The 20,252-nt window shown below is 64.2% G+C and carries 19 protein-coding genes; 8 read left to right on the forward strand and 11 right to left on the reverse strand.

All coding sequences use genetic code 11. From position 1 onward, the window contains the following. The 3 genes from lldR to lepB all read right to left on the reverse strand — a co-directional run bounded on the left by lldR (position 1) and on the right by lepB (position 3,466). Entirely contained in the window at positions 1-765 is a 765-nt protein-coding gene (gene lldR / locus AC13FW_RS04200; RefSeq protein ID WP_296247498.1) for a transcriptional regulator LldR, read from the reverse strand. Between the two features lie 54 nt (positions 766-819). Next, positions 820-2,478: an L-lactate permease gene (gene lldP / locus AC13FW_RS04205; protein WP_482988295.1), complete on the reverse strand. Its 1,659-nt coding sequence runs from the start codon at positions 2,476-2,478 to the stop codon at positions 820-822. A gap of 367 nt (positions 2,479-2,845) precedes the next feature. Further along, a complete protein-coding gene (gene lepB, locus AC13FW_RS04210) occupies positions 2,846-3,466 on the reverse strand; it encodes a signal peptidase I (RefSeq protein WP_482988296.1) in 621 nt (206 codons plus the stop codon). A 193-nt stretch (positions 3,467-3,659) separates the two neighbouring features. Between lepB and AC13FW_RS04215 the strand changes: the two genes are divergently transcribed. From AC13FW_RS04215 to AC13FW_RS04240, 6 genes are all read left to right on the forward strand, one after another. After that, positions 3,660-4,070, forward strand: a complete 411-nt coding sequence (locus AC13FW_RS04215) for a hypothetical protein (protein WP_482988297.1) — start codon at positions 3,660-3,662, stop codon at positions 4,068-4,070. 3 nt (positions 4,071-4,073) lie between these two features. Continuing rightward, a complete protein-coding gene (locus tag AC13FW_RS04220) occupies positions 4,074-4,523 on the forward strand; it encodes a 3-dehydroquinate dehydratase (RefSeq protein WP_482988298.1) in 450 nt (149 codons plus the stop codon). Position 4,524: 1 nt separating this feature from the next. Further along, entirely contained in the window at positions 4,525-4,731 is a 207-nt protein-coding gene (locus tag AC13FW_RS04225) for a hypothetical protein (RefSeq protein ID WP_482988299.1), read from the forward strand. A gap of 187 nt (positions 4,732-4,918) precedes the next feature. Beyond that, on the forward strand, positions 4,919-5,263 hold the full coding sequence (locus AC13FW_RS04230) for a hypothetical protein (RefSeq protein ID WP_482988300.1): 345 nt from the start codon (positions 4,919-4,921) through the stop codon (positions 5,261-5,263). Positions 5,264-5,337: 74 nt separating this feature from the next. Beyond that, positions 5,338-5,763, forward strand: a complete 426-nt coding sequence (locus AC13FW_RS04235) for a hypothetical protein (protein WP_482988301.1) — start codon at positions 5,338-5,340, stop codon at positions 5,761-5,763. A gap of 88 nt (positions 5,764-5,851) precedes the next feature. Next, entirely contained in the window at positions 5,852-6,289 is a 438-nt protein-coding gene (locus AC13FW_RS04240) for a hypothetical protein (RefSeq protein WP_482988302.1), read from the forward strand. A gap of 458 nt (positions 6,290-6,747) precedes the next feature. On the opposite strand, the gene AC13FW_RS04245 is transcribed toward AC13FW_RS04240, so the two are convergent. The 8 genes from AC13FW_RS04245 to AC13FW_RS04280 all read right to left on the reverse strand — a co-directional run bounded on the left by AC13FW_RS04245 (position 6,748) and on the right by AC13FW_RS04280 (position 18,208). Further along, on the reverse strand, positions 6,748-7,608 hold the full coding sequence (locus tag AC13FW_RS04245) for a PA4780 family RIO1-like protein kinase (protein WP_482988303.1): 861 nt from the start codon (positions 7,606-7,608) through the stop codon (positions 6,748-6,750). 265 nt (positions 7,609-7,873) lie between these two features. After that, on the reverse strand, positions 7,874-9,430 hold the full coding sequence (locus AC13FW_RS04250) for an FAD-binding oxidoreductase (RefSeq protein ID WP_482988304.1): 1,557 nt from the start codon (positions 9,428-9,430) through the stop codon (positions 7,874-7,876). 14 nt (positions 9,431-9,444) lie between these two features. Beyond that, entirely contained in the window at positions 9,445-11,025 is a 1,581-nt protein-coding gene (locus tag AC13FW_RS04255; protein WP_482988305.1) for an alpha/beta hydrolase, read from the reverse strand. A 9-nt stretch (positions 11,026-11,034) separates the two neighbouring features. Beyond that, a complete protein-coding gene (locus AC13FW_RS04260) occupies positions 11,035-12,042 on the reverse strand; it encodes an NADP-dependent oxidoreductase (RefSeq protein WP_482988306.1) in 1,008 nt (335 codons plus the stop codon). Beyond that, positions 12,042-13,214: an acyl-CoA dehydrogenase family protein gene (locus tag AC13FW_RS04265; RefSeq protein ID WP_057626965.1), complete on the reverse strand. Its 1,173-nt coding sequence runs from the start codon at positions 13,212-13,214 to the stop codon at positions 12,042-12,044. Before AC13FW_RS04265 ends, AC13FW_RS04260 begins: the two co-directional genes overlap by 1 nt. A gap of 55 nt (positions 13,215-13,269) precedes the next feature. After that, positions 13,270-14,634: a flavin monoamine oxidase family protein gene (locus AC13FW_RS04270; RefSeq protein WP_482988307.1), complete on the reverse strand. Its 1,365-nt coding sequence runs from the start codon at positions 14,632-14,634 to the stop codon at positions 13,270-13,272. 197 nt (positions 14,635-14,831) lie between these two features. Continuing rightward, positions 14,832-17,267, reverse strand: coding sequence for a TonB-dependent receptor (locus tag AC13FW_RS04275; protein WP_482988308.1), 2,436 nt, complete (start codon positions 17,265-17,267; stop codon positions 14,832-14,834). 89 nt (positions 17,268-17,356) lie between these two features. Then, the gene (locus AC13FW_RS04280; protein WP_296247461.1) at positions 17,357-18,208 is read right to left on the reverse strand and encodes a DUF1838 family protein; all 852 of its coding nucleotides are present in this window, start codon (positions 18,206-18,208) and stop codon (positions 17,357-17,359) included. 466 nt (positions 18,209-18,674) lie between these two features. Between AC13FW_RS04280 and AC13FW_RS04285 the strand changes: the two genes are divergently transcribed. Continuing rightward, the gene (locus AC13FW_RS04285; RefSeq protein WP_482988309.1) at positions 18,675-19,862 is read left to right on the forward strand and encodes a class I SAM-dependent methyltransferase; all 1,188 of its coding nucleotides are present in this window, start codon (positions 18,675-18,677) and stop codon (positions 19,860-19,862) included. Next, positions 19,859-20,218, forward strand: a complete 360-nt coding sequence (locus tag AC13FW_RS04290; protein ID WP_296247458.1) for a hypothetical protein — start codon at positions 19,859-19,861, stop codon at positions 20,216-20,218. Before AC13FW_RS04285 ends, AC13FW_RS04290 begins: the two co-directional genes overlap by 4 nt. The last annotated feature ends 34 nt before the right edge of the window (positions 20,219-20,252 follow it).

The following is a 20,252-nucleotide window of genomic DNA, read 5'->3' on the forward strand; positions in this document are numbered from 1 at the left end:
TCAACCGTGGGGAGAAGGAAGCCGCGAAGCGCGGGCACGCCGCGCTTCGTCTTCATCGAGCGTGCGCAGGGTCGTGTGCACGAACTCAAGATGGGTATGCGCTGCGGCACGCGCACGCTCGGGGTCGCCAGCCAATACCGCATCCATCATTTCGCGGTGCTGGTCGGACAAGGGGGAAAACGTCGTCGATGCGGTGTAAAGCTTTTCGCGGCTCTGCGAGATATTTGTCTGCAGCAGCTCGAACAGGCCGCGCATCACCTGCAGCAGCACCAGATTGTGCGAGGCCTCGGCGATGGACAGATGGAAGGCGGCGTCGGCGCGCGCTTCGCCGGCCGGATCGTCCTTGCCATGCGCATCCATCATGGTCTGGAAGGCCTGCGCGATGCGTGCGCGGTCGTCATCGGTAGCCCGCAACGCGGCATGCCAGGCGGTTGCGCCTTCCAGCGCATGGCGGATTTCCAGCACGTCGAAGCGGTATTCCGGATCGCCCTGGAACAGCGGCAGGTACGGCACCAACGGCTCATCCAGGGCTTGCCGCGCACGCGCTGCCGGCTCGGCGACATAGGTGCCACCACCAACCCGCGCCACCAGCAGGCCCTGGCTGCCAAGCTGGGCAATCGCCTCACGCAGCGCCGTGCGCGAGACCCCGAGCTGCACCGCCAGTGCGCGCTCGGAAGGCAGCCGGTCACCCGGCTGCAGTTGTTGTTCGTCCACCAGCACGCGCAGCTGCGCGGCCACCTTGTCGGAAATACGTTGCGTACTCATGCCGACATTGTGGCCCGAAGCTGCACTGCGTTGGCGGATGCGCGCGGCCATGGCTCAGGGAATCATCCAGGTCAGCCAATAGGCCTGCGCGGTGGTGATCAGGCCGACCATTACCGTGAAGATCAGGCTGTGCTTGACGGTGAAGCGGAACAGGTCCGATTCCTTGCCGGCCAGGCCCACCGCCGCACAGGCGATGGCGATGGACTGCGGCGAGATCATCTTGCCGGTGACGCCGCCGGTGGTATTGGCCGCAACCAGCAACACCTCGGACACACCGATCTGCTGCGCGGTGGTCGCCTGCAAGGCCGAGAACAAGGCATTGGACGAGGTGTCCGAACCGGTCAGGAACACGCCCAGCCAGCCGAGGAACGGCGAGAAGAAGGTGAAGGCCTTGCCGGTATGTGCAAGCGCCAGCGCCAATGTCGCCGACAAGCCGGAGTAGTTGGCGATGAAGGCGAAGGCCAGCACCATGCCGATGGAATAGATCGGCATCTTCAGTTCATTGACGGTCTCACCAAAGGTGCGCACCGCCGCACGTACCGGCATGCGCAGGTAGAGGATCGCAATCACCGCCGCCAGCATGATCGCGGTGCCGGTGGCCGAGATGGCATCAAACTTGTACACGGCCTCGTAAGCGGTGGGCGCGTTCACGATCGGCGGCATCTTCTGCACCAGCTGGTCCAGGCCCGGTACCGGCAGCTTCAGCACCCAGCTCTCCAGCGGGCCACCGGGGGCAAACAAGGCCTTGAACGGCTTGATGCTCCACAGCGTGACCATCGCGGTGAGGATCAGGAACGGCGACCACGCCTTGGCGATCTGGCCGGCGCTGTAACGCGGTGCGGCCGATGCCTGCGCGGCAGCGTCAGCACTGGCTTCGGTTTCAAAGCGGAAGATGCGCTTGGGCTGCCAGCGACGCAGGAACAGCGTCAGGCATACCAGCGATGCAAGCGACGCCGTGATGTCCGGCAGTTCGGGGCCGATGAAGTTGGAGGTCAGGTATTGCGCGATGGCGAAGGAACCACCGGCGATCAACACTGCCGGCCAGGTTTCCTTGATGCCGCGCCAGCCATCCATGATGGCCATGATCCAGAACAACACGATGATGGTCAGGAACGGCAGCTGGCGGCCGGCCATCTGCCCGATCTCGAACGCATCCAGACCGGTGACCTGGCCGGCGACGATGATCGGAATGCCCATCGCGCCGAAGGCCACCGGCGCGGTGTTGACGATCAGGCACAGTCCGGCGGCATACAGCGGCTTGAAGCCCAGCCCGACCAGCAACGCGGCGGTGATCGCCACCGGTGCGCCAAAACCTGCGGCACCTTCAAGGAAGGCACCGAAGGCGAAGCCGACCATCAGCATCTGCAGGCGCTGGTCTTCGGTCACCGACAGGATCGACGCGCGGATGATCGCGAACTGGCCAGTCTTGACCGAAACCTTGTACAGGAACACCGCGCCAATGATGATCCAGGCGATCGGCCACAGCCCGTACAGGAAGCCGAAACCGGCTGCACCCAAGGCCTGCGACACCGGCATGCGATAGAACAGCAATGCAACGGCCAGCGCGATGGCGACGGTGATGGTGCCGGCCAGCCAGCCCTTCATGCGCAGCACGGCCAGGGCAACGAAGAAGAAAGCGATCGGCAACAGCGCGATCAGGCTGGACAGCCAGAGGTTGCCAGCGGGGTCGTACAGTTGTTCCCAGGGCTGCATGCAGGTTCTCGTCAAAGGCGAAAGGCGGCCCACCCGCAGGTGGCGTGGCGGTGGTCGCGAACATTGGTATTACCAATATTCAATCTGTCTGACCAACGAACCGCGATTGAATCGCCGTTTTCGCGAAGATCCTATTAGACCATAGGGTTAATGATGGATATTGGTACTACCAATTAAACATAGATCTTGTGGGAGCGGCGTCAGCCGCGAAGCCAGTGGTGCCGGCGAACCGCATGGATGCAATGGCAAACAGACAAGGGCTGTATTGATGTCAGCTTCGCGGCTGACGCCGCTCCCACAAAAAAACAAAAACAAAGGCAAGAAAAACGGCACGTCTCCGTGCCGGTTTCTTCATTGCCATCGCCACTTACAAACGCCGCCACTCCGGCCCATCACCGCGTCGCCAATACACCGCCACTGCCTTGCCATACACCGTATCGGCATCCACCAAACCGAAGAAACGGCCATCAAAACTGTTACCACGATGGTCACCCACCACCAGCAACTTGCCAGCCGGAATGGTGATGCCATTGATATCCGGGCCGCCGCCATCACGCAGATCCAGCTGCACCTGCTTGCTGCCGAACAACTCCTGCGCCACGTCCTGGCGCAGCGGCTGCTCGTTGATGGACAGATAGCCGTCATGCAGCTGCACACGGTCGCCAGCCACGGCAACCACACGCTTGATCAGGCGCGTGCCATCGGCCGGCGAATCGAACACCGCCACGTCACCGCGCTGCGGTGCCTGCCCCGCCAACAGCTGTACGTCCGTGAAAGGAACGCGCAGACCATACGCACGCATATCCACCACTACCCGATCACCGGGCTGCAGGGTCGGCTGCATCGAGCCACTGGGCACCTGGTAGTGGTTTGCCAGGCTGTCGCGGGCAGCAAACAGCAGCAGCAACATCACCGCCAAAGGGAAGGCTTCGCGTCGCAGCCAGGCCAGCACGGGGTGGGGCGATGCAAGGGACGCAGTCTCATTCATGGCTGATCACCAACTCCGGGGTCAAGCCGAATTGACCGTCCAAGGCGGCCGAAGTTCCCCGTGATTCCGGCCCCCGGGCCACACACTTGCTACGCAGGCTTTACGCCGCCGCGCCCAGCCACCATCGCGATTTGACGCGGCTGCAGCGCATCGTGGCACCACCGCGCCGCATGGCGCTTGAACATGGTGCTACATGAGCGTTTTACTGATCCGGCACACCCAGAAGCCAATGCCGGATGCATCCTTCCTGCCTGCACATCTCGCAGGGCAGCCGCTGCAATGCCTGTACTGCGCCTCATTGCCCGCTTTGGCCCAATGCCTGCAGCACGCACGGCAGCATGCGCCGAGCTGGGTGCTGATCGAGAACAGCGCAGCCGACGCGGCGCAATGGACGCTGCACGGCCGCAGCGTATGCAACGCCCTGGACGCCCTGCCGGCACCGTACATCGAAATCGCCAGCAATGATGCCGATACGCTGGAGACCCATCTGCATCCGCACCACGCTGCAACTGCGGTGGTGGTCTGCAGCACTGGTACCGATGAGGCGCGACATCTGTCGCTGGCCATTGCCACACACCTGCTCAGCAATGGAAAAGGTGGTTGAGCCATGGCGATCTTCATCGTGCGTGGGCCCGATGCCTGTGATGCACTGCTGCAGGCTGCCGTGCCGCTGCCACGTCAAGTCATGAATGCATTGGTGCATCGCGCACTCGATGTCGGCATCAGCGTGGCACAGCGCAACTGCCGCTCCGAGCAGGAGCTGTTGGACTCGCTATGCGCTGCCGACCACAACCCGGACGACGTGATCCTGCTTGCACCGGCGGCCTGCGTGCACAGCCAGCGCTTGCAGCGGCTGCTGCCGCGCCTGCGCAATGCCTACGTGGAGGTTCACGAGGACGCCAGCGACGCCCCGCAGCCCTGCCTGCCGGAGCATCTTGGCCGTCGTCTTGGCATCGCCCAGGGCTACTGTGCACAAAGCTACGTGCTGGCCATGGAGCTGGCGCTGGAACACCTGTGCTGCAGCGATATCGGCGATCGCGTGCATGTGGGCACCTGAGATGGACACGCATCGCTACATCGTCGGCTACGAGGTCTATCTGGATGGTCATGCGTTCTGGTGGGGGCATCTGGCCGTGCATCTGCAGGATGCAGATCCGATGCTGTTGCAGCCGCAGCTGCTGCTGGATCATCTGTGTGCGACGGCGGCGCAGCGTCACGATGTTGCTTCGGCGCAGGTACGGTTGAAGATGATCAGTCGGTTGTAGCGGATGGTGTTCCTTTCTACCGGCCTCGTGGCCTACGCCGCTCCTGCACACCACGGGTGGATTGCCTGGAAAGCCCCTTGCCGAGCGTGGCTCGGCACTACATGCGGGCGTCTGGCCCGCTTTCGCAGTTGGGCCTCGCCAAATACACTCGGCCTGCCATCTTTGAACTGCAGGTCTTCGACTCCTCATGCCTCTACTCAACGGTTTCGCGCTGGGCCGGGAATTCGATATCGAGACGGAACTGGTGCAGGCATGTTCGGAAGCGCCCAACCACATCCTGGAACAGCTGGTTTTCAGCTCGGAACTGGACTTTGATCCCTGTCGTGAGCAACTGGAGAAGGCGCTCTCGCTGCGTTACGGCCCCTCTGCAGCGCCCATCTTGAGCGTGAACGGAGAAGTTTCCGTGGCCTGCTATACCTTCGCGAAGGACGCAACACGGGTCACCGCGCAGATCTCCTGCGAAGGGCCGAACTACCGCTGCCATGGCTTCATCCATGCCACCACCGGCTGGCAGCCGGATTCCAGTCCGTGATTCGTTATCATCAGCTCGCGGGCGTTTACACGCCGGCGTGAAGCACGCTTCGATTCCCAAGGACGATCCCTGACATGAATAGTCATTCCATGCTGCTGTGCTTGCTGCTTGCCGTTACACCGGCTGCGGCGGCGGATACCCAGGATGAAGCAGCCACAATGGCCATCGTCACCGCCGGCCATTGGCAGTCAGGGCAACAGCAAGGGATTTATCGGGTGCGCCTGGAGAATGTTGGCTTCGAGCACGTTTCCTGCCGCGTCTGGATTGAATGGCTGAGCGCAGCTGCTCCTGCAAAGCCCTTCGCTACCGTTGCAAAACTGCCGTTGGCGGAAGCATCGGACGGCTTCTGGTCGTGCCCCAACCGCAGCGGCACCGTGGCTCTGCACGATGCCTCGTTGCAGCTGCATCTGGTCCATGCCTATTCGCACGAGCCGCGCGTGCTCAATGTGGTGCTTGGGGCACCGGGGCACTACCAGCTGCAGGATGGGAACGTACCCTGAAACACCTGCCAATCGCTCGACAACAAGGCAAAGGCAGGCGTGACTTCACGCCGTACGCAGGCACTGCCCAACAAAGGAACACACCACCGTGACGAATGGAATCAGCCACACTTTGCTACCGACGACGAACACCGGGCAGCACACCTGCCGCGGCCTGGTGTTGGCAGGCATATTGCTGCTGGGCGCATGTGCCACACAGCCCGGTCCACTGGGCACGCTGTCCAACATCACGGTCACCGAGAGTGGCGTGGACAACGAGCGCGACGCGCTGCTGTGTCATGGATTCAAACCGGATCCCCGGCAGGTGCGTGCGTTCTTCCGCCAAGCGGTGCTGATCACCCCGCGCCAGCAACACGACTTCTTCCTGCATGGGCCCTGCTATGTGCGCGGCACCCTCACCACCGCGTACGAGACATGGCATTGGGAGCTGCGCAATGGCGGCACTGCGCGGGTGACTTCCGCTGCGGGCGATGATGCTTTCCTGCTGGCCGATCCGCGCGAGGAATCTTCGCTGGGCGATGAGTGAGGCCTGCACGGTTCTGTAGTGGGGGGGGCGGGGGGGGGGGGGGGGGGGCCGGGGTGGGGAAGGCGGGGCGGGGGGGGGCGGCCCGGCGAGCCATGCTCGGCAGATGCCTTGCCGGTAAAGCCTCTGCCGAGCATGGCTCGGCACTACCGCGTTACTCCCTCCCTTTTGCGCAGCAAAGGGGAGGGTTGGGGAGGGGTTGGCTCCGCGGCCTTTCCAGCGTCGCTGGCTTCGCGGCTTACGCCGCTCCCACAGAGCTGGCGGATGGTTTGGGAAGCCTCTGCCGAGCATGGCTCGGCACTACCGCTGCTGCTCCCTCCCTTTTGCATAGCAAAGGGGAGGGTTGGGGAGGGCTTGGCTCCGCGGCCTTTCCAGCGTTGCTGGCTTCGCGGCTTACGCCGCTCCTACAGAGCTGGCGGATGGTTTGGGAAGCCTCTGCCGAGCATGGCTCGGCACTACCCTCAGTAGTCTTCTTCGGCGGCGGCTTCGCGGCCTTGCTGGCGGATCAGCGCTTCTTCGCGGGCGTCGTTGATGGCGTGACGCACGCTGTCCAGGTCCACCGCGCGCTCGTCCGGGGTGAACTCGCCGGTCAACACGGTATCGGGCAGCAGATCGCCGGCCTGGAACAACTCCCACATCTCTTCGCCGTACCAGGTCTCCAGCAGCTCCGGTGCCCAGCGGCCGAGGTTGGCGGTGAGGTTGTTGACGTCACGCAGCAGCATGGTGCGGGCGGCGTTGTTGCCGCCGGCGCTGACCACCTGCGGGAAATCGATCACCACCGGGCCATCCGGCCCGACCAGCACGTTGTACGGCGACAGATCGCCGTGGATCAGGCCACAGCACAGCATCAGCTTGACCTGCTGGACCAATACGGCGTGGAACTCGCGCGCCTGCTCGGCGCTGAGTTCCACCTCGCCCAGACGCGCGGCGCTGAAGCCCTCGGCGTCGGTCACCAGCTCCATCACCAGCACGCCGTGGAAATAGCCGAACGGCTCCGGCACGCGCACGCCGGCGTCGCGCAGCTGGTACAGCGCGTCGACCTCGGTGTTCTTCCAGGCCGCTTCGGCCTGCTTGCGGCCGTAGTTGCTGGCCTTGCCGATGGCGCGGGCCTCACGGCTGCCGCGCACCTTGCGGCCTTCCTGGTACTGCACGCGCTGCTGGAAGCTGCGCTGCGCCATGTCCTTGTAGACCTTGGCACAGCGGATCTCGTCGCCGCTGCGAACCACGTAAACCGCTGCTTCCTTGCCGCTCTTGAGCGGGCGCAGGACCTCGTCGATGACGCCGTCGTCTATCAGTACCTGCAATTGTTGGGGTGTTTTCACAGTGTCTCGGTGGCTGCGGGTGGCGGCTCGATCTGCATCGAACGTGGGCCGTCCGGGTGGGATCAGGCCGGCATATTGTTGCCGATGGTACGGAAACCGGCCAGCGATGGCAGCACCGGGGGTTCAGGCTGGACAGTTCCCATGGCACAAACGCGGACGGCCAGGCCTTGGGCCTGGCCGTTGGTCGGTGATCGCAGCTGGCAGCAGGTTGCGCCTACCCTCTCCCCAACCCCTCTCCCGGAGGGAGAGGGGCTAACGCCTCGCCTTAGCGGCTCAACACGCCCGGGTTCATCAGGCCCTTGGGATCGAGCTGGGCCTTGACCGCGTCCAGCACCGCCAGCGCGGCCGGGTCGCGGCCGGCGCGGTAGTCGTAGAACTTGCCCAGCTGCAGGTTGGCCGCGCCATGCGCGCGCATGGTGTCGGCGATCTGCCGCTTGAGCACATCAGCCGCGGCGCGTGCTTCCAGGTGTTCACCCGGGCAACCGATGCGCTCGCGGTGATCGGCATCGACGGTGCGCTGGTGGAAGGTGTTGTGGCTGTCCGGCCAATAGATGCAGGGCTCGATCACCACCGTCTGCGCGCCCACGCTGGACAGCAGGGTGCCAATGAACATGCCGTGCCTGTCCATCGTTTCCTGCTCGCGCGCGAACAGTTCCTGGAGTGCGTTGAACATGCTGGTGGCCTTGGAATGCGGCACCAGCGCATGCACCGGCGCCCAGCGCTCGCCCTGCGGGCCGAGCATCGAGTTCCAGGCGGCAAAGGGATTTGCGGCCATCATCTTGGGAATGGAGGGTTCAATGCTTTCACCAAACTCACCCACCAGCTTGCGCGCGCGGGCGACGCGATCGGCCACCTCGGCGGCGCTGTCGCCCTCCAGGGTGATATGCAGCGAGAACTGCTCCTGGTCGACGATATCGCGGCCCTTGACCGCCAGCTTCAAGCCGGAGATCAGGCCGCCCTTCCTGATCACATTGCCCAGCGCCTTGACGTCGCTGGATAGCCCGGCGCGGCGCATGCGCACGCGGGTCAGGGCCGGATCGAAGGCCGCCGTTTCGCTGGCGAGCCCATGCCGTGCGAGCACGCCAAGCGCGGTAAACAGGCCGTCGGCGGCCGGGAACTGCCAGGACAGGTAGTCGATATACGCGTGTTTGGGGATCAGCTTCAACACAATCCGGGTCTTGATGCCGAGCAGGCCGCAGTCCCCCAGGAACAGGCCGGTCAGGTCCGGGCCATACCAGCGGAAGAACGGCGCGGTGTTGGCAGCTGCGGCCGAACCGGTGGTGAGGATGTCGCCGTTGGCGGTGACTACCTGCAGGCCCAGCACCACATCAGCCGAACAGCCATAGCGCGCGGTGCCGTGGAAGATCGCGCCCTGTGACATGCCGCCACCGACCGTGGCATGCGAGCCCGACATCGGCCCGAAGTACGGGGTGCGCACGCCTTTGGCGTCCAGCGCGTCCTTCAGCGCACGCCAGGTGACGCCGGCTTCGACCACGACGTAGGCGTCTTCCAGATTGATCTCGACGATGTTGTCCAGCGAACTGGTATCCACCAGCACGCTTGGGCTCTGCGCGGCGGTATAGCCGCTGGTGTAGCTCATGCCGCCACCGCGTGCGATCACCGCAACACCGGCCTCGGTGAGTTGCTTGACCGCAGCGGCCAGTTGTTGCGCATCGTTCGGGCGCAACACTGCCAGCAGCGGCTTGCCCTGTGAATAGACATCGGTGGCGTAATACTCAAGCTCGCTGGCATCGGTGACGATGCTGCCGCCCCAGCTGGACTGCAGCGTGGCGATGACGGCGGTGGCGGTGTCGTTGCTCATGGGGGTCCTTCGGTTCAGGCGGACAGGGCGGCGGCGCGCCCCTGGTAATCGGATTCGCTATCGGTGATCACCCGCAGCGGCACCGGCAAGGCACGCAGGCGCGCTGCCAGATCCGGTGCGGTGACATCGCGCAGCAGGCCATGCAGGCGATTGCCCAGGCGCAGCAGTTCAACAACATTGGCATGCACCAGTGCAGGCGCTGGCGCATCCACACGGCGGCGCGCAGCGGCACTTGGCGCCAGCCACGGCCACAGCAGATGGCGCTCGCGCTCCCATTGCCAGGCATCGCAGAGATAGCCACCGGCGCGGTCGATGACGGTGCTGGGCAAGCCCTGCAACAGCAGCGCCTGCTCCTCGGCATCGAGCAGCCATGGCGAGTGCAGCACGACTTCGCTGACCCGCGCGCCCAGCGCATCCACCAGCGCAGGAACGTAGCCAGCAGCAGCGCCATGCGCTTCGATCAGCAACGGCAGCTCCGCGCTGTCGCGCACTGCGTCCAGCAAGGCAGCGACCACGCTGGCAGCATCCAGCCCGGCATCGCTTTCGCAGGAGGCACCGTGGCCGGGAAGGTCCGGCAGCAGGCACGCGCTGTCATCGTCATCAAGCTGTTGCGGCATCAGCGGGCGGGTGCCGGGCGCATGCAGGAACAGGCGCATGGCCCCCCGCCCTGCCCGCTCCCAGACCGCCATGTCACCGCTGGCGGTGGCGATGATGCGTCGCTGCCAACGGTCGTCCGCCGCTGCACCCGCGCTGCCGGCAACGAAGGCCGGCTCGGCCGCCAAGGTCTGCGCCAACCACGCATCCATGCTGTCGAGCATCGCCGGAATGCCCGCGGGCTCTTCAACCACGGTGACGTTGTCAGGCAGACCGTGCAGGCGCGGTCGGTGCGCCAACAGCGGATCGCCGTGGCGGTAGACCAGCCACGACGGCATCTGCAGCTGCTGCAGCCAGAAGTGATCGTTGTGGCGGAACGCCGCCGCATAACCGGCGCGGTAGGTGTCGCCTACATCCAGCACATCCATCACCGTTTCGCGGGTGCTTTCAGTGGTCTGTGGCGGAATCATCATCGCCGCGTCGGCGCGGCCGTCGTACCACGGGAAGTAATACTTCTGCTCGCGCATGCGCGACCACAGCCAGCGCAGGTGCGAGCCGTCCCACTGCGGCACGAACGGCGGCAGGTAGGCGTCGCCATACAGTGCGCTTTCCTGCGCGGTGAAAGCCGCATAGCCATCAACGATCAATGCAGCCACGCGCTGCGGGTTCGCCCAGGCCAACCAGGTGGCGATCAAGCCGCCGGTATGCATGCCGAACACCGCGAAGCGCTGCAGGCCGATGGCGTCGACGAACGCCAGCGTGGCCGCGCCGAACTCGGCAATCGTCATTGGATTGCCGGGCAAGGCATCGGAGTAGCCGAAGCCGGGCGTGTCCGGCGCAATCACCGTATAGCGGTCGGCGTAGCGTTGCTGCATGGCCGCCCACATCCGCGAGTTCTGCGGTGACTGGTGGATCAACAGCAACGCCGGGCCGCTGCCGGCAATACGGTAGTGCACCTGCCGTCCGTTGACGGAAGCGAAGCGCCGTTGGATCTGGGTCATGCCTGTTCCTTAGAGCCGTACCAGTGCCTTGCCCAGGTTCTCGCCATTGAGCAGGCCGATGAAACCGGCCGGCGCGGAGGCCAGCCCGTCGTGGATATGCTCGCGGTAGCGCAGTGTGCCGGCGGCGATCATCTGCGCCAGTTCGCTGCGGCATTGCGCAAAATCGGCCAGATGGTCGTAGACCACCAGGCCTTCAAGGCGTGCGCGCGCACCAATCACCGGCCCGAGATTGGGTCCGGCCGGGCGCTCTGCGCGGTTGTACTGATCACTCAGCCCACACAGCACCACGCGCGCATGCAGGCGCAGCAATGACAACGCCGCTTCCAGCACCACACCGCCGACATTGTCGAAGTAGCCGTCGATACGGTCCGGGCACGCTGCACGCAGCGCATTGATGAAATCCGGATCGCGGTAGCTGACGCAGGCGTCGAAGCCAAAATCATCGGTGACGATGGCGCACTTCTGCGCGCTGCCGGCGATACCGACCACGCGGCAACCCGCGGCCTTGCACAGCTGGCCGACGACACTGCCAACCGCACCAGCAGCAGTGGATACCAGGATGGTTTGTCCGGGCTTTGGTTGCAGGATCCTGCGCACACCCGCCCACGCGGTGAGGCCGGGGACACCAAGCACACCGAGGAAGGTACTAGCCGGTGCCAACCCCGCATCGATCAGCGTTGTGGCACTCGCATCCAGCACGGCCTGTTCGGCCCAACCGGTCATGCCGGTAACCACGTCGCCCATCTGGAAGCGACCGCTTCGATCCTCGATCACCGTGCCGATGCCGTAGCCCGGCACGATGCTGCCCAGCGGCGGGCACGGCACCGCATAGCGGCCACCGAGTAGCGCACGCAGGAACGGGTCCAGCGACAACCATTGCACCTGTACCAACAGCTGGCCGTCACCGGGATTCGGCAACGGCAGCTGCTGCGCTTCGAAGTCCTGCAGCTGCGGCAGGCCCTGTGGGATGTTTCGCAGGCAAACGGCCTGCATTGTGGTGTGCAGGCCGTCCATCATCAGAACGCGTTGATGCCGGTCAGCTCGCGGCCGATCACCAGCTGGTGCACGGTCTCGGTGCCTTCGTACGTGATCACCGATTCCAGGTTGAGCGCATGACGGATCGCACCGTGCTCGGTGGTGATGCCGGCGCCGCCGAGCAGATCACGGCATTCACGGGCGATGTCGATGGCCAGGCGGCAGTTGTTCCACTTGGCCAGCGACACCTGCTGCGGCTGCATCTGCCCAGCGTCCTTCAGGCGACCGAGTTGCAGCACCAGCAACTGACCGGCGGTGATGCGGCGGGCCATGTCGGCCATCTTGATCTGCGCGCTCTGGGTGGCGGCCACCGGGCGGCCGAACAGGATGCGTTCCTTGGTATAGGCCAGCACTTCGTCCAGGCAGGCGATGGCCGCGCCCAACGGGCCCCAGGTGATGCCGTAGCGGGCCTGGGTGAGGCAGCCCAGCGGGCCCTTCAAGCCCTTCACGTTGGGCAGGCGGTTGGCGTCGGGCACACGCACGTTGTCGAAGAACAACGCACCGGTCACCGAGGCGCGCAGGCTCATCTTGTGCTTGATCTCCTGGGCGGTGAAGCCCGGCGTGCCCTTCTCGATGACGAAGCCCTGCACGCCTTCGTCGGTATTGGCCCAGACGATGGCGATGTCGGCCACCGAGCCATTGGTGATCCACATCTTGGAGCCGTTGATCACCCAGTCGCCGCCGTCCTTCACTGCGCGGGTCTTCATGCTGGCCGGGTCGGAACCGCCATGGGCTTCGGTAAGGCCGAAGCAGCCGATCACCTTGCCGCGCGACATGTCCGGCAGCCAGCGCATGCGCTGCTCTTCTGAACCGTAGGCGTAGATGGGGTACATGCACAGCGAGCTCTGCACCGAGACGAAGCTGCGGATGCCGGAATCACCGCGCTCCAGTTCCTGGCAGATCAGGCCGTAGCTGACGCTGTTCAAGCCGGCACCGCCGTACTGTTCCGGTAGCGAGCTGCCAAGCAGGCCCATGTCGGCGATTTCGCCGATCAGCTCGGTCGGGAAGCGACCCTGGTCGAAGCAGTCGCCGATGATGGGCAGCACGCGCTCATCGGTGAAACGGGCAACGGAATCCTGTACAGCGCGTTCTTCCTCGCTCAGCAGCGAACGCACGTCGAACAAATCGTAGGGGTTCAGTGTCTTCAGGCTCATTACTGTCTCTGGAAGGCGCATCCGCGCCCGGAAGGTAGGGGATAAGGTAGTTCAATCAGGCCGAAAGAATTGCTGCAGCTGCACGCTCGCCCGAGGTTACGGCCGCTTCCATGCCCGGAACCTGCAGTTCGGTCTGCTCGCCAGCGAAGTGGATGCGCCCGAACGGGGTGTTGGCCCAGCGCAGGGTCTGCGCGAAATGACCCGGCGCAATCTCCGAGAACGCGCCGTCGGACAAGGGATCATTGCCCCAGCTGCGGGTCTCCAGCGGCAGCAGCGCGCCCTTGGACGCAGGCCGCAGCCGTTGCATGGCGCTGATGGTCCAGGCGAAGCGAGCCTCGCGGTCCAGCGTGTCGGCCTGTTGGGCCATGGCGCCGTTGAGCCAGACGATAAGGCGGTTGATCTGGCCATCGGCGCCGGGCACGGCAAACACGCGCTGCAGCGGGCCATCGCCCCACAGCGACAGCGGCAGGCCATCGTCTTCCCAGAACCTGCGGGTGGGCTGCAGGTGGATGGTGGTGACGGCGTTGGAACGACGTGCCGACCAGACTTGCTGCTGTGCGACCGGCGGCGCCGGATCAATGACGATGCGGCTGAGCGGGCCGCTGGGCAGGGCCAGCACCAGATGCGCGGCGCGGAAGCGACGGCCATCGGCGCAGCGGACTTCCACGCCGCTGCGAACAGACTCGACCCGGGTGACCTGTGCATCGAGCAGCGGTGGCTGCGACAGCGACGCCGCCATCGCCTCCGGCAACGCCTGGCTGCCGCCCTGCACCCAACCGGTACCCTTGGAACCGAACCGACGCAGCGCATCGCGGCGCAATGCATCGAGCGCACTGATCGAGTGCAGTGACGAAAAACTATTGCCGATATCCATCCATCGCATGGCCTGCGCCGACCAGCCCTTGCTGGCGATCAACTGTGACAGTCGGATATCCAGCGAGAGATTGGCCGGATCGCGCCAGCTGTCGACGGCCGGCAGGCCAAGCTCGGCAATCGCGGTGGCCAGCAGCATCGGCGGCAACAGGCCATGCTCGCGGCCTTGCAGGGTATTGAGCGGGCTTTCGCCCCAGGATTTTGCCGGCACCAGCGTATCGCCGATGGCCAGGCCCAGCCCGGCAGCGGTCGGCAACGCGGCCGACGGCGGCACGATGCCGACACCGACACGCCTGGCGTGGGCGTGTACGCGCTCGTAGGCAGTGCCGACTTCGACACCGCCGATTTCGAAGCGGATGCCATTGCGCACCACGGTCTGCAGGCGGCCGCCCACGCGCGGATTGGCTTCGAGCACCGTGACGCGGGCTCCACCGGCTTCCAGGGCATGGGCAGCGGACAGACCGGCCAGACCGGCGCCTACGACGATGACGTCACTGCCGGGAATCTTGGCGTGCAGCAAGCCGGGCAGCAGCGAAAGTGCAGCCATGCCAGAAACTCCGTTGATGAAATCGCGTCGTTGCATTGCGGCTACCTGCGGGTCGGGGTTGCTTTGCTTCGTAGTTGTTCTTGCTTGAAAGGCTGTCGTTCCGGCGCAGGCGGGAACGACGATCTGCTGGTGTGCCGGTGATGCCAATCAAGCGCAGGCTGGGACGGCGCAATGACCCTCCCAGCCCACCTCACCACCTAGAACTTGTAACTAACCTCAACGCCATACATACGCGGCAACGAAGGCGTCAAACCAAAGTCACGCAGGTTGGTCACCGCCAGTCCGGTCAATGGCGGCACCGCCGGCACGGCGACGTAAGCATCCGGATTGATGGTGCGCTGCGCGTCTTCCAGGGTGCGGTCGTTGAACGCATTGGTCACGTAGGCCGATACCTGCAACTGCTCGGTCGGGCGGATGCTGAAGCGGAAGTTGGTGCGGGTGGAGGCGCCGATGTACGCCAGGTTGTCGACCTGGATGTAGCGCTTGCCTTCGTAGTTGACGTCCATGTTGGCGGTGTATTCCCAGCCATTGGACAGCGCACCGTCATACATCAAGCCCAGCGTTGCCTTGTGCTTGGGCACGCGCGGCAGGGTGGCCCCAGCGGCATCTGCGGCCGGGTCAGCCAGTGTCGGTGCATTGCTGCTGGAGAACAGATCAGCCTGGTCCTGGCTGATGAACTTCAGGATCTCGGCATCGGTGAACGAGTACGCCAGGCTGACCAGCCAACCCTGCGCGAACGCCCACTGGCTTTCCAGCTCGAAACCGCGAATGCGCGATTCACCGACATTGGTGGTGTAGCTGGTGGAGAACAGCGAGCCGTTCTTGCGGGTCACCGGACCGGTTTCGGTCAGCTGCTGGTTGGTCCAGTCAATCTGGTAGAGGTTGGCATTGATGCGCAGGGTGCCATCCAGCCAATCGCTCTTCATGCCCAGTTCGTAGTTCCAGGCTTCTTCTTCCATGTAGGTGTTCAAGCCACGCGCGATCAGCGCGTCGCGGTCGGCCTCCTGGAAGTCGGCGCGGTAGACGTCGGTATTGAACCCGCCCGGCTTGTTGCCCTTGGATACCAGCCCGTACAGGTTCACGTTCTCACGCGCCTGGTAGCTCAGCGTCCAACGCGGGGTGAAGCTGCTGAAGGTCTTGTCCAGCGCATACGACTGCCGATAGGTGTTTGCGCCGAGCACGCGCACATCGGTGCCGCCCTTGCTGATTTCATCGCGCGCATAGCGGCCTTCCAGCGAGGTGGTCCACTGCTCGTTGATGCGCCAGTTGATCAGGCCGTACAACGCCTTGTTGACGGTCTGGTCGTCCGGATTGGTCGGGATCGGCGTGACCACCTTGCTGCCACCGATGGTGTAACCGGTCAGGTCGCCGCCCCAGCCCGGCTGCGCGTTCTGCTCGTAGTAGTACGCGCCGAGCATGCCCGACACCACCAGGCTCTGGTCGCTGGTCAAACGGATGTCCTGCGACCAGTTCTTGACCCCGCTGTTGGCGAAGCTCTCGAACGCGCCGCCGTAGCCACGGATGGCGCTGTAATCCTGATCGCTGGCAGCGTAGGTTTCGCTCTTGTTGTAAGCCGAGGTCGAGGTCAGGTTCCAGCCATTGGCGAACAGATAGTCCACCACCACGCTGGTGCGCAGCAGGTCGGTCTTGCGGCCGGAGAAATAACCTGCGGTCTCGAACTCCCTGGTGTTCAGCGCGTAGTCCGACGGTTCCTTCAGCTCACCGCAGTAGTAGCCGCGACGGCGCGATTCCAGGACCGGGTACAAGCCCAAGTGCAAGCGATTGGCGTATTCGGGCAGGTAGCAGTTGAGGTTGTCGCTGCCCAGGCGCGCGGCGGCGAAGTGCTGGTCGCGGCTCTTCTGCTTCATCACCCTTGCGGTGATGTCCAGCGAATCGGTCGGTGACCAGGCGATGGCGGCCATGCCGCTGATGGTCTGGGTGCCGTTGAGGTCCTTCCTGCCGGATGCCTGGTTGTAGAACACGCCATCGTTGCCACGCTTGTTCAAGCTCAGGTCGTAGCCGAACGAGCCGTCTTTATTCCCGCCCGAGTAGAACAGGCCCATCTTTTCCTGGCCGTAGTTGCCAGCGCCCAGGGTGAGCTTGCCGCCCGGCGCACTGCCCGGCCGCTTGGTGATGAAGTTGACCGCACCGGAGAAGGTGCGGCGACCGAAGGCCGCCGACTGCGGGCCACGGATCACTTCCACGCGCTGGATGTTCTCCAGCCCGTAGCTTGAGATGTCACCTTCAACGTAGATGCCGTCGATGAAGAACGAGGCATTGGCCTCGCCCTGGATATTGGACATGCCGCGGATCACCGGGCGGTCGAAGCCGCGGCCATAGCCGGACTTGAACGAGAAGCTCGGCGACAGGTTGGCGATGTCGCGCACATCGGTCAGGCCCTTCTTCTCGATGGTCTGCTCGGACATGGCGGTGATCGGCAGCGGCATCTGCTGCAGCGGCTCGGACACGCCGCGCGCGGTCACGGTGATCTGGTCAAGGCTCTGCACGGCATCACTATTGGCTGCCGGCGGCGCGGACGCTTGATCGCTGTCGGCAGCGGCAGCGCTGCCCGTGCACAGCAGCAGCGCGAGCGCGATCGAGGAGCACAGCAGGTCTGGCTTGATGGTTTTCATGGAATTCCCGACTGCAAGGTGTGTTCGGTATGGATTGGGAGGATGGATGCGCCGTCTTGGGGGAGGGTTCCGTCCGGTGTTTCCGTACTTCAGTCCTGCTGTTTCGCCGCCGCGCCCTGCTTGAGCTGCTTGTAGGCGCTCCAGCTGGTGACGTTGGGCTGCACCCAGGTTTCGGGTGCGCGGGCGTATTCCGGGTAACGGCTACGCACGAGTTCCTGGATATCGGCCGGCAGCTCACTGACCGATGCGCGCTTGTTGCCCTGCGCGATGTACAACAGGCTGCCCGGGCGCATGCCCAGCTTCATCCATGGCAGCCACGGCCCGATGCGGGTCCAGCCATAGGTGACCGGCACGCTCTTCAACGCCGGGTTTTCCAGGTCTGCGCGCGGCGCGAAGAACATGAAGTGCTCCGAGCCCATGTAGGTCGGGCCACTGGACTCGGCGGGGAATTCGGCCGGCTGCAGCGGATTGGGATAGGCCAACGGAATGTTGAGGGTCAGCATCACCTGGTCGCCGGCTTCCACCCATGGCAGGTGCATCGGCCGGCCTGGTGCGTTGAGCACGGTGTTGACCGGATCGTTGGCGACCTGCACGACCTCGTTGCGTTCGCCGGACAGCGGGTTGTCCCAGCTGTCGATGATCTTGCCGGTCTTCAGGTCGCGGTAGAACGTGAGCTCACGCGTGTACAGGCGCCACACACCATCTGCCTGCTTCTCGGCACGGCAGATGTTGTAGCCCTCGAAGCCCATCAGCGGTGCGGCTTTCTTGCCCGGCTCCTGCGCGAACAAGGTGCCGGCCCACCACAGGATCTCTTCCTGCTTGGGGTCCAACGAGCAACGCAGCTTGACCATTGCCTCGACGCTGCCCTGTTCGGACTGCAGATCCAGCGCTTTTGCCTGTGGCGAAAGTGCGATTGCGACAGCCAGCAAAACCGATGACATTCGAATCACGTCCAACCCCCGATTGAAATGGAGCGATGAAGCCAGTGCCTTGGCCTGCTCCGGACCACGGAAGACAGGCCAGTGGGCCCATCAAAGATGACATATAGCTATATCATTAGTACATGTTTGTCCAATCATTTGTAAGACCTTTGTCGCCAACCCCGCAGCCCTGCTGGAGGGCGTGAAAACACCGCTGCAGTGGGCATGGCCAGGACTGCGCAGGATGTTGCCTTGCAACAGAGAAGCCCCCGTCCGGGCCGTGAAAATGGGCACTGGATTTTTGTCCGGACATTTGAGAAATTCGGGACCCAGGTCGTTTGCTTGGTCCACGGGAAGGCCGTCCCGACAGGGGTTGCGGCTGATACACGAAGCAAGCGCACAGGTATTACCCCGGTGCTTGACCCCAACCAGACCTACATGACATATAGATATAACTTTAGAACTTGAAGCCTCCCGAGGAGTCGTCATGAGTCAGCAAGCCCTGCCCCCCAGTTGGCAGCACGTGGGCCGCCATGCGGTCTTCCCTGACAGCGCGCTGGATGACACCGCCCGCTTCGATTTCCTGGCCAACCTCAATGGCTACCTGGCCACCCAGCTCAGCCCCAAGGTCAAAGCCGCCTACGAAGGTCGGGTAAAACCGGCGTTCGAGAAGGAGAAAGGCCGCGCCCCGCAAACCCGCCACGAAGTCCGCAAGGCGATGGCCGGCGATGCGATTTACCAGACCTGGAGTGCCCTGCGTCGCAGCAGCATGGAAATGCGCCAGCAGGCCGGTCGCGGCCTGGTGCTCAAACAGGTGGATGCGCTGATCGAGAAGACGCGCGTACTGAACGCCAGCGACGACGGCCTGCAGCTCGATCCCTCGGTGCAGGTGCCGCGCTATTCCAGTGCGGTCGACATCCACTGCATGCCCGGTGGCTACCACACCGAATTGCTGGCCGATGACGTCTCCGCCGCCGCCAATTACGACTGCGGCATCTTCGCCACCACCGGCGGCATGCTTGGCCGTTACAACGATGGCGGCGGCCAGGCCTTGGCGCAGTGGCTGCAGGAAGAACACCCTGGTTTCACGCCGCGCCGCATCCTCGACATCGGCTGCACCGTCGGCCACAACATCGTGCCGCTGGCGCAGGCCTTCCCTGACGCCGAAGTGATCGCCATCGACGTGGCCGCGCCGATGCTGCGCTATGCGCATGCCCGCGCCCGTGCGCTCGGCATCAACAACATCACGTTCCGCCAGGCCAATGGTGAAGCGCTGGACTATGCGGATGGTTCCTTCGACCTGATCACAACCGCCATGTTCTGGCATGAGAGCTCGGCCACGGCGATGCCGCGCAAGCTGCGCGAGATCCAGCGCCTGCTGGCCAGTGGCGGCCTGACCGCGCATCTGGAGCAGCCGCAATACCACGGCATGGACCCCTACGAGCAGTTCATTCGCGACTGGGATGCGTACAACAACAACGAGCCGTTCTGGAGCGTGATGCACGAGTACGACCTGCGCCAGATGATGGCCGCAGCCGGCTTCGATGCCGAGCGCTATTTCGAGACCAAGGTCCTCGGCGTGGTGGACAGGGACATCTTCCCGGTCGCCAGCGAGAGCGGCGAAGACCACGGCCGTGCCGCGCTGTGGACCATGTTTGGAGCCTGGAAAGCATGAGCATCGATCCGATCGCCCTGGCCGGCAGCCGCGCCCGTGGCAAGCGTCCCTATTTCTTCAAGGACCCGGACGTGGAGCGGGTGCTGTCCATCGCCATGGCCATCGCCATGGAGAACGCGGTTACCCATCAACGCCTGGACGCGCTCGAGCGCCTGATCGAACACAAGGGCCTGCTCAGCCGCGAGGAACTGGACCAGTTCCGCCCGGACCGCGAGGCCGAGGCACAGCGCACGCTGTGGATGAAGGAATACATCGCCCGGGTGCTGCGCATCGTGCAGCAGGAAACCGAGGCAGTGGAAGGCGGTGCTATGGACGTGCCGATGGAAGAAGTGATGGATGCACTTCGCAACGAATGAGGCCAAGCCTCAACTGATGACATCAATACGACCA

It is taken from the genome of Stenotrophomonas sp. 21LCFQ19, from assembly GCF_056861425.1.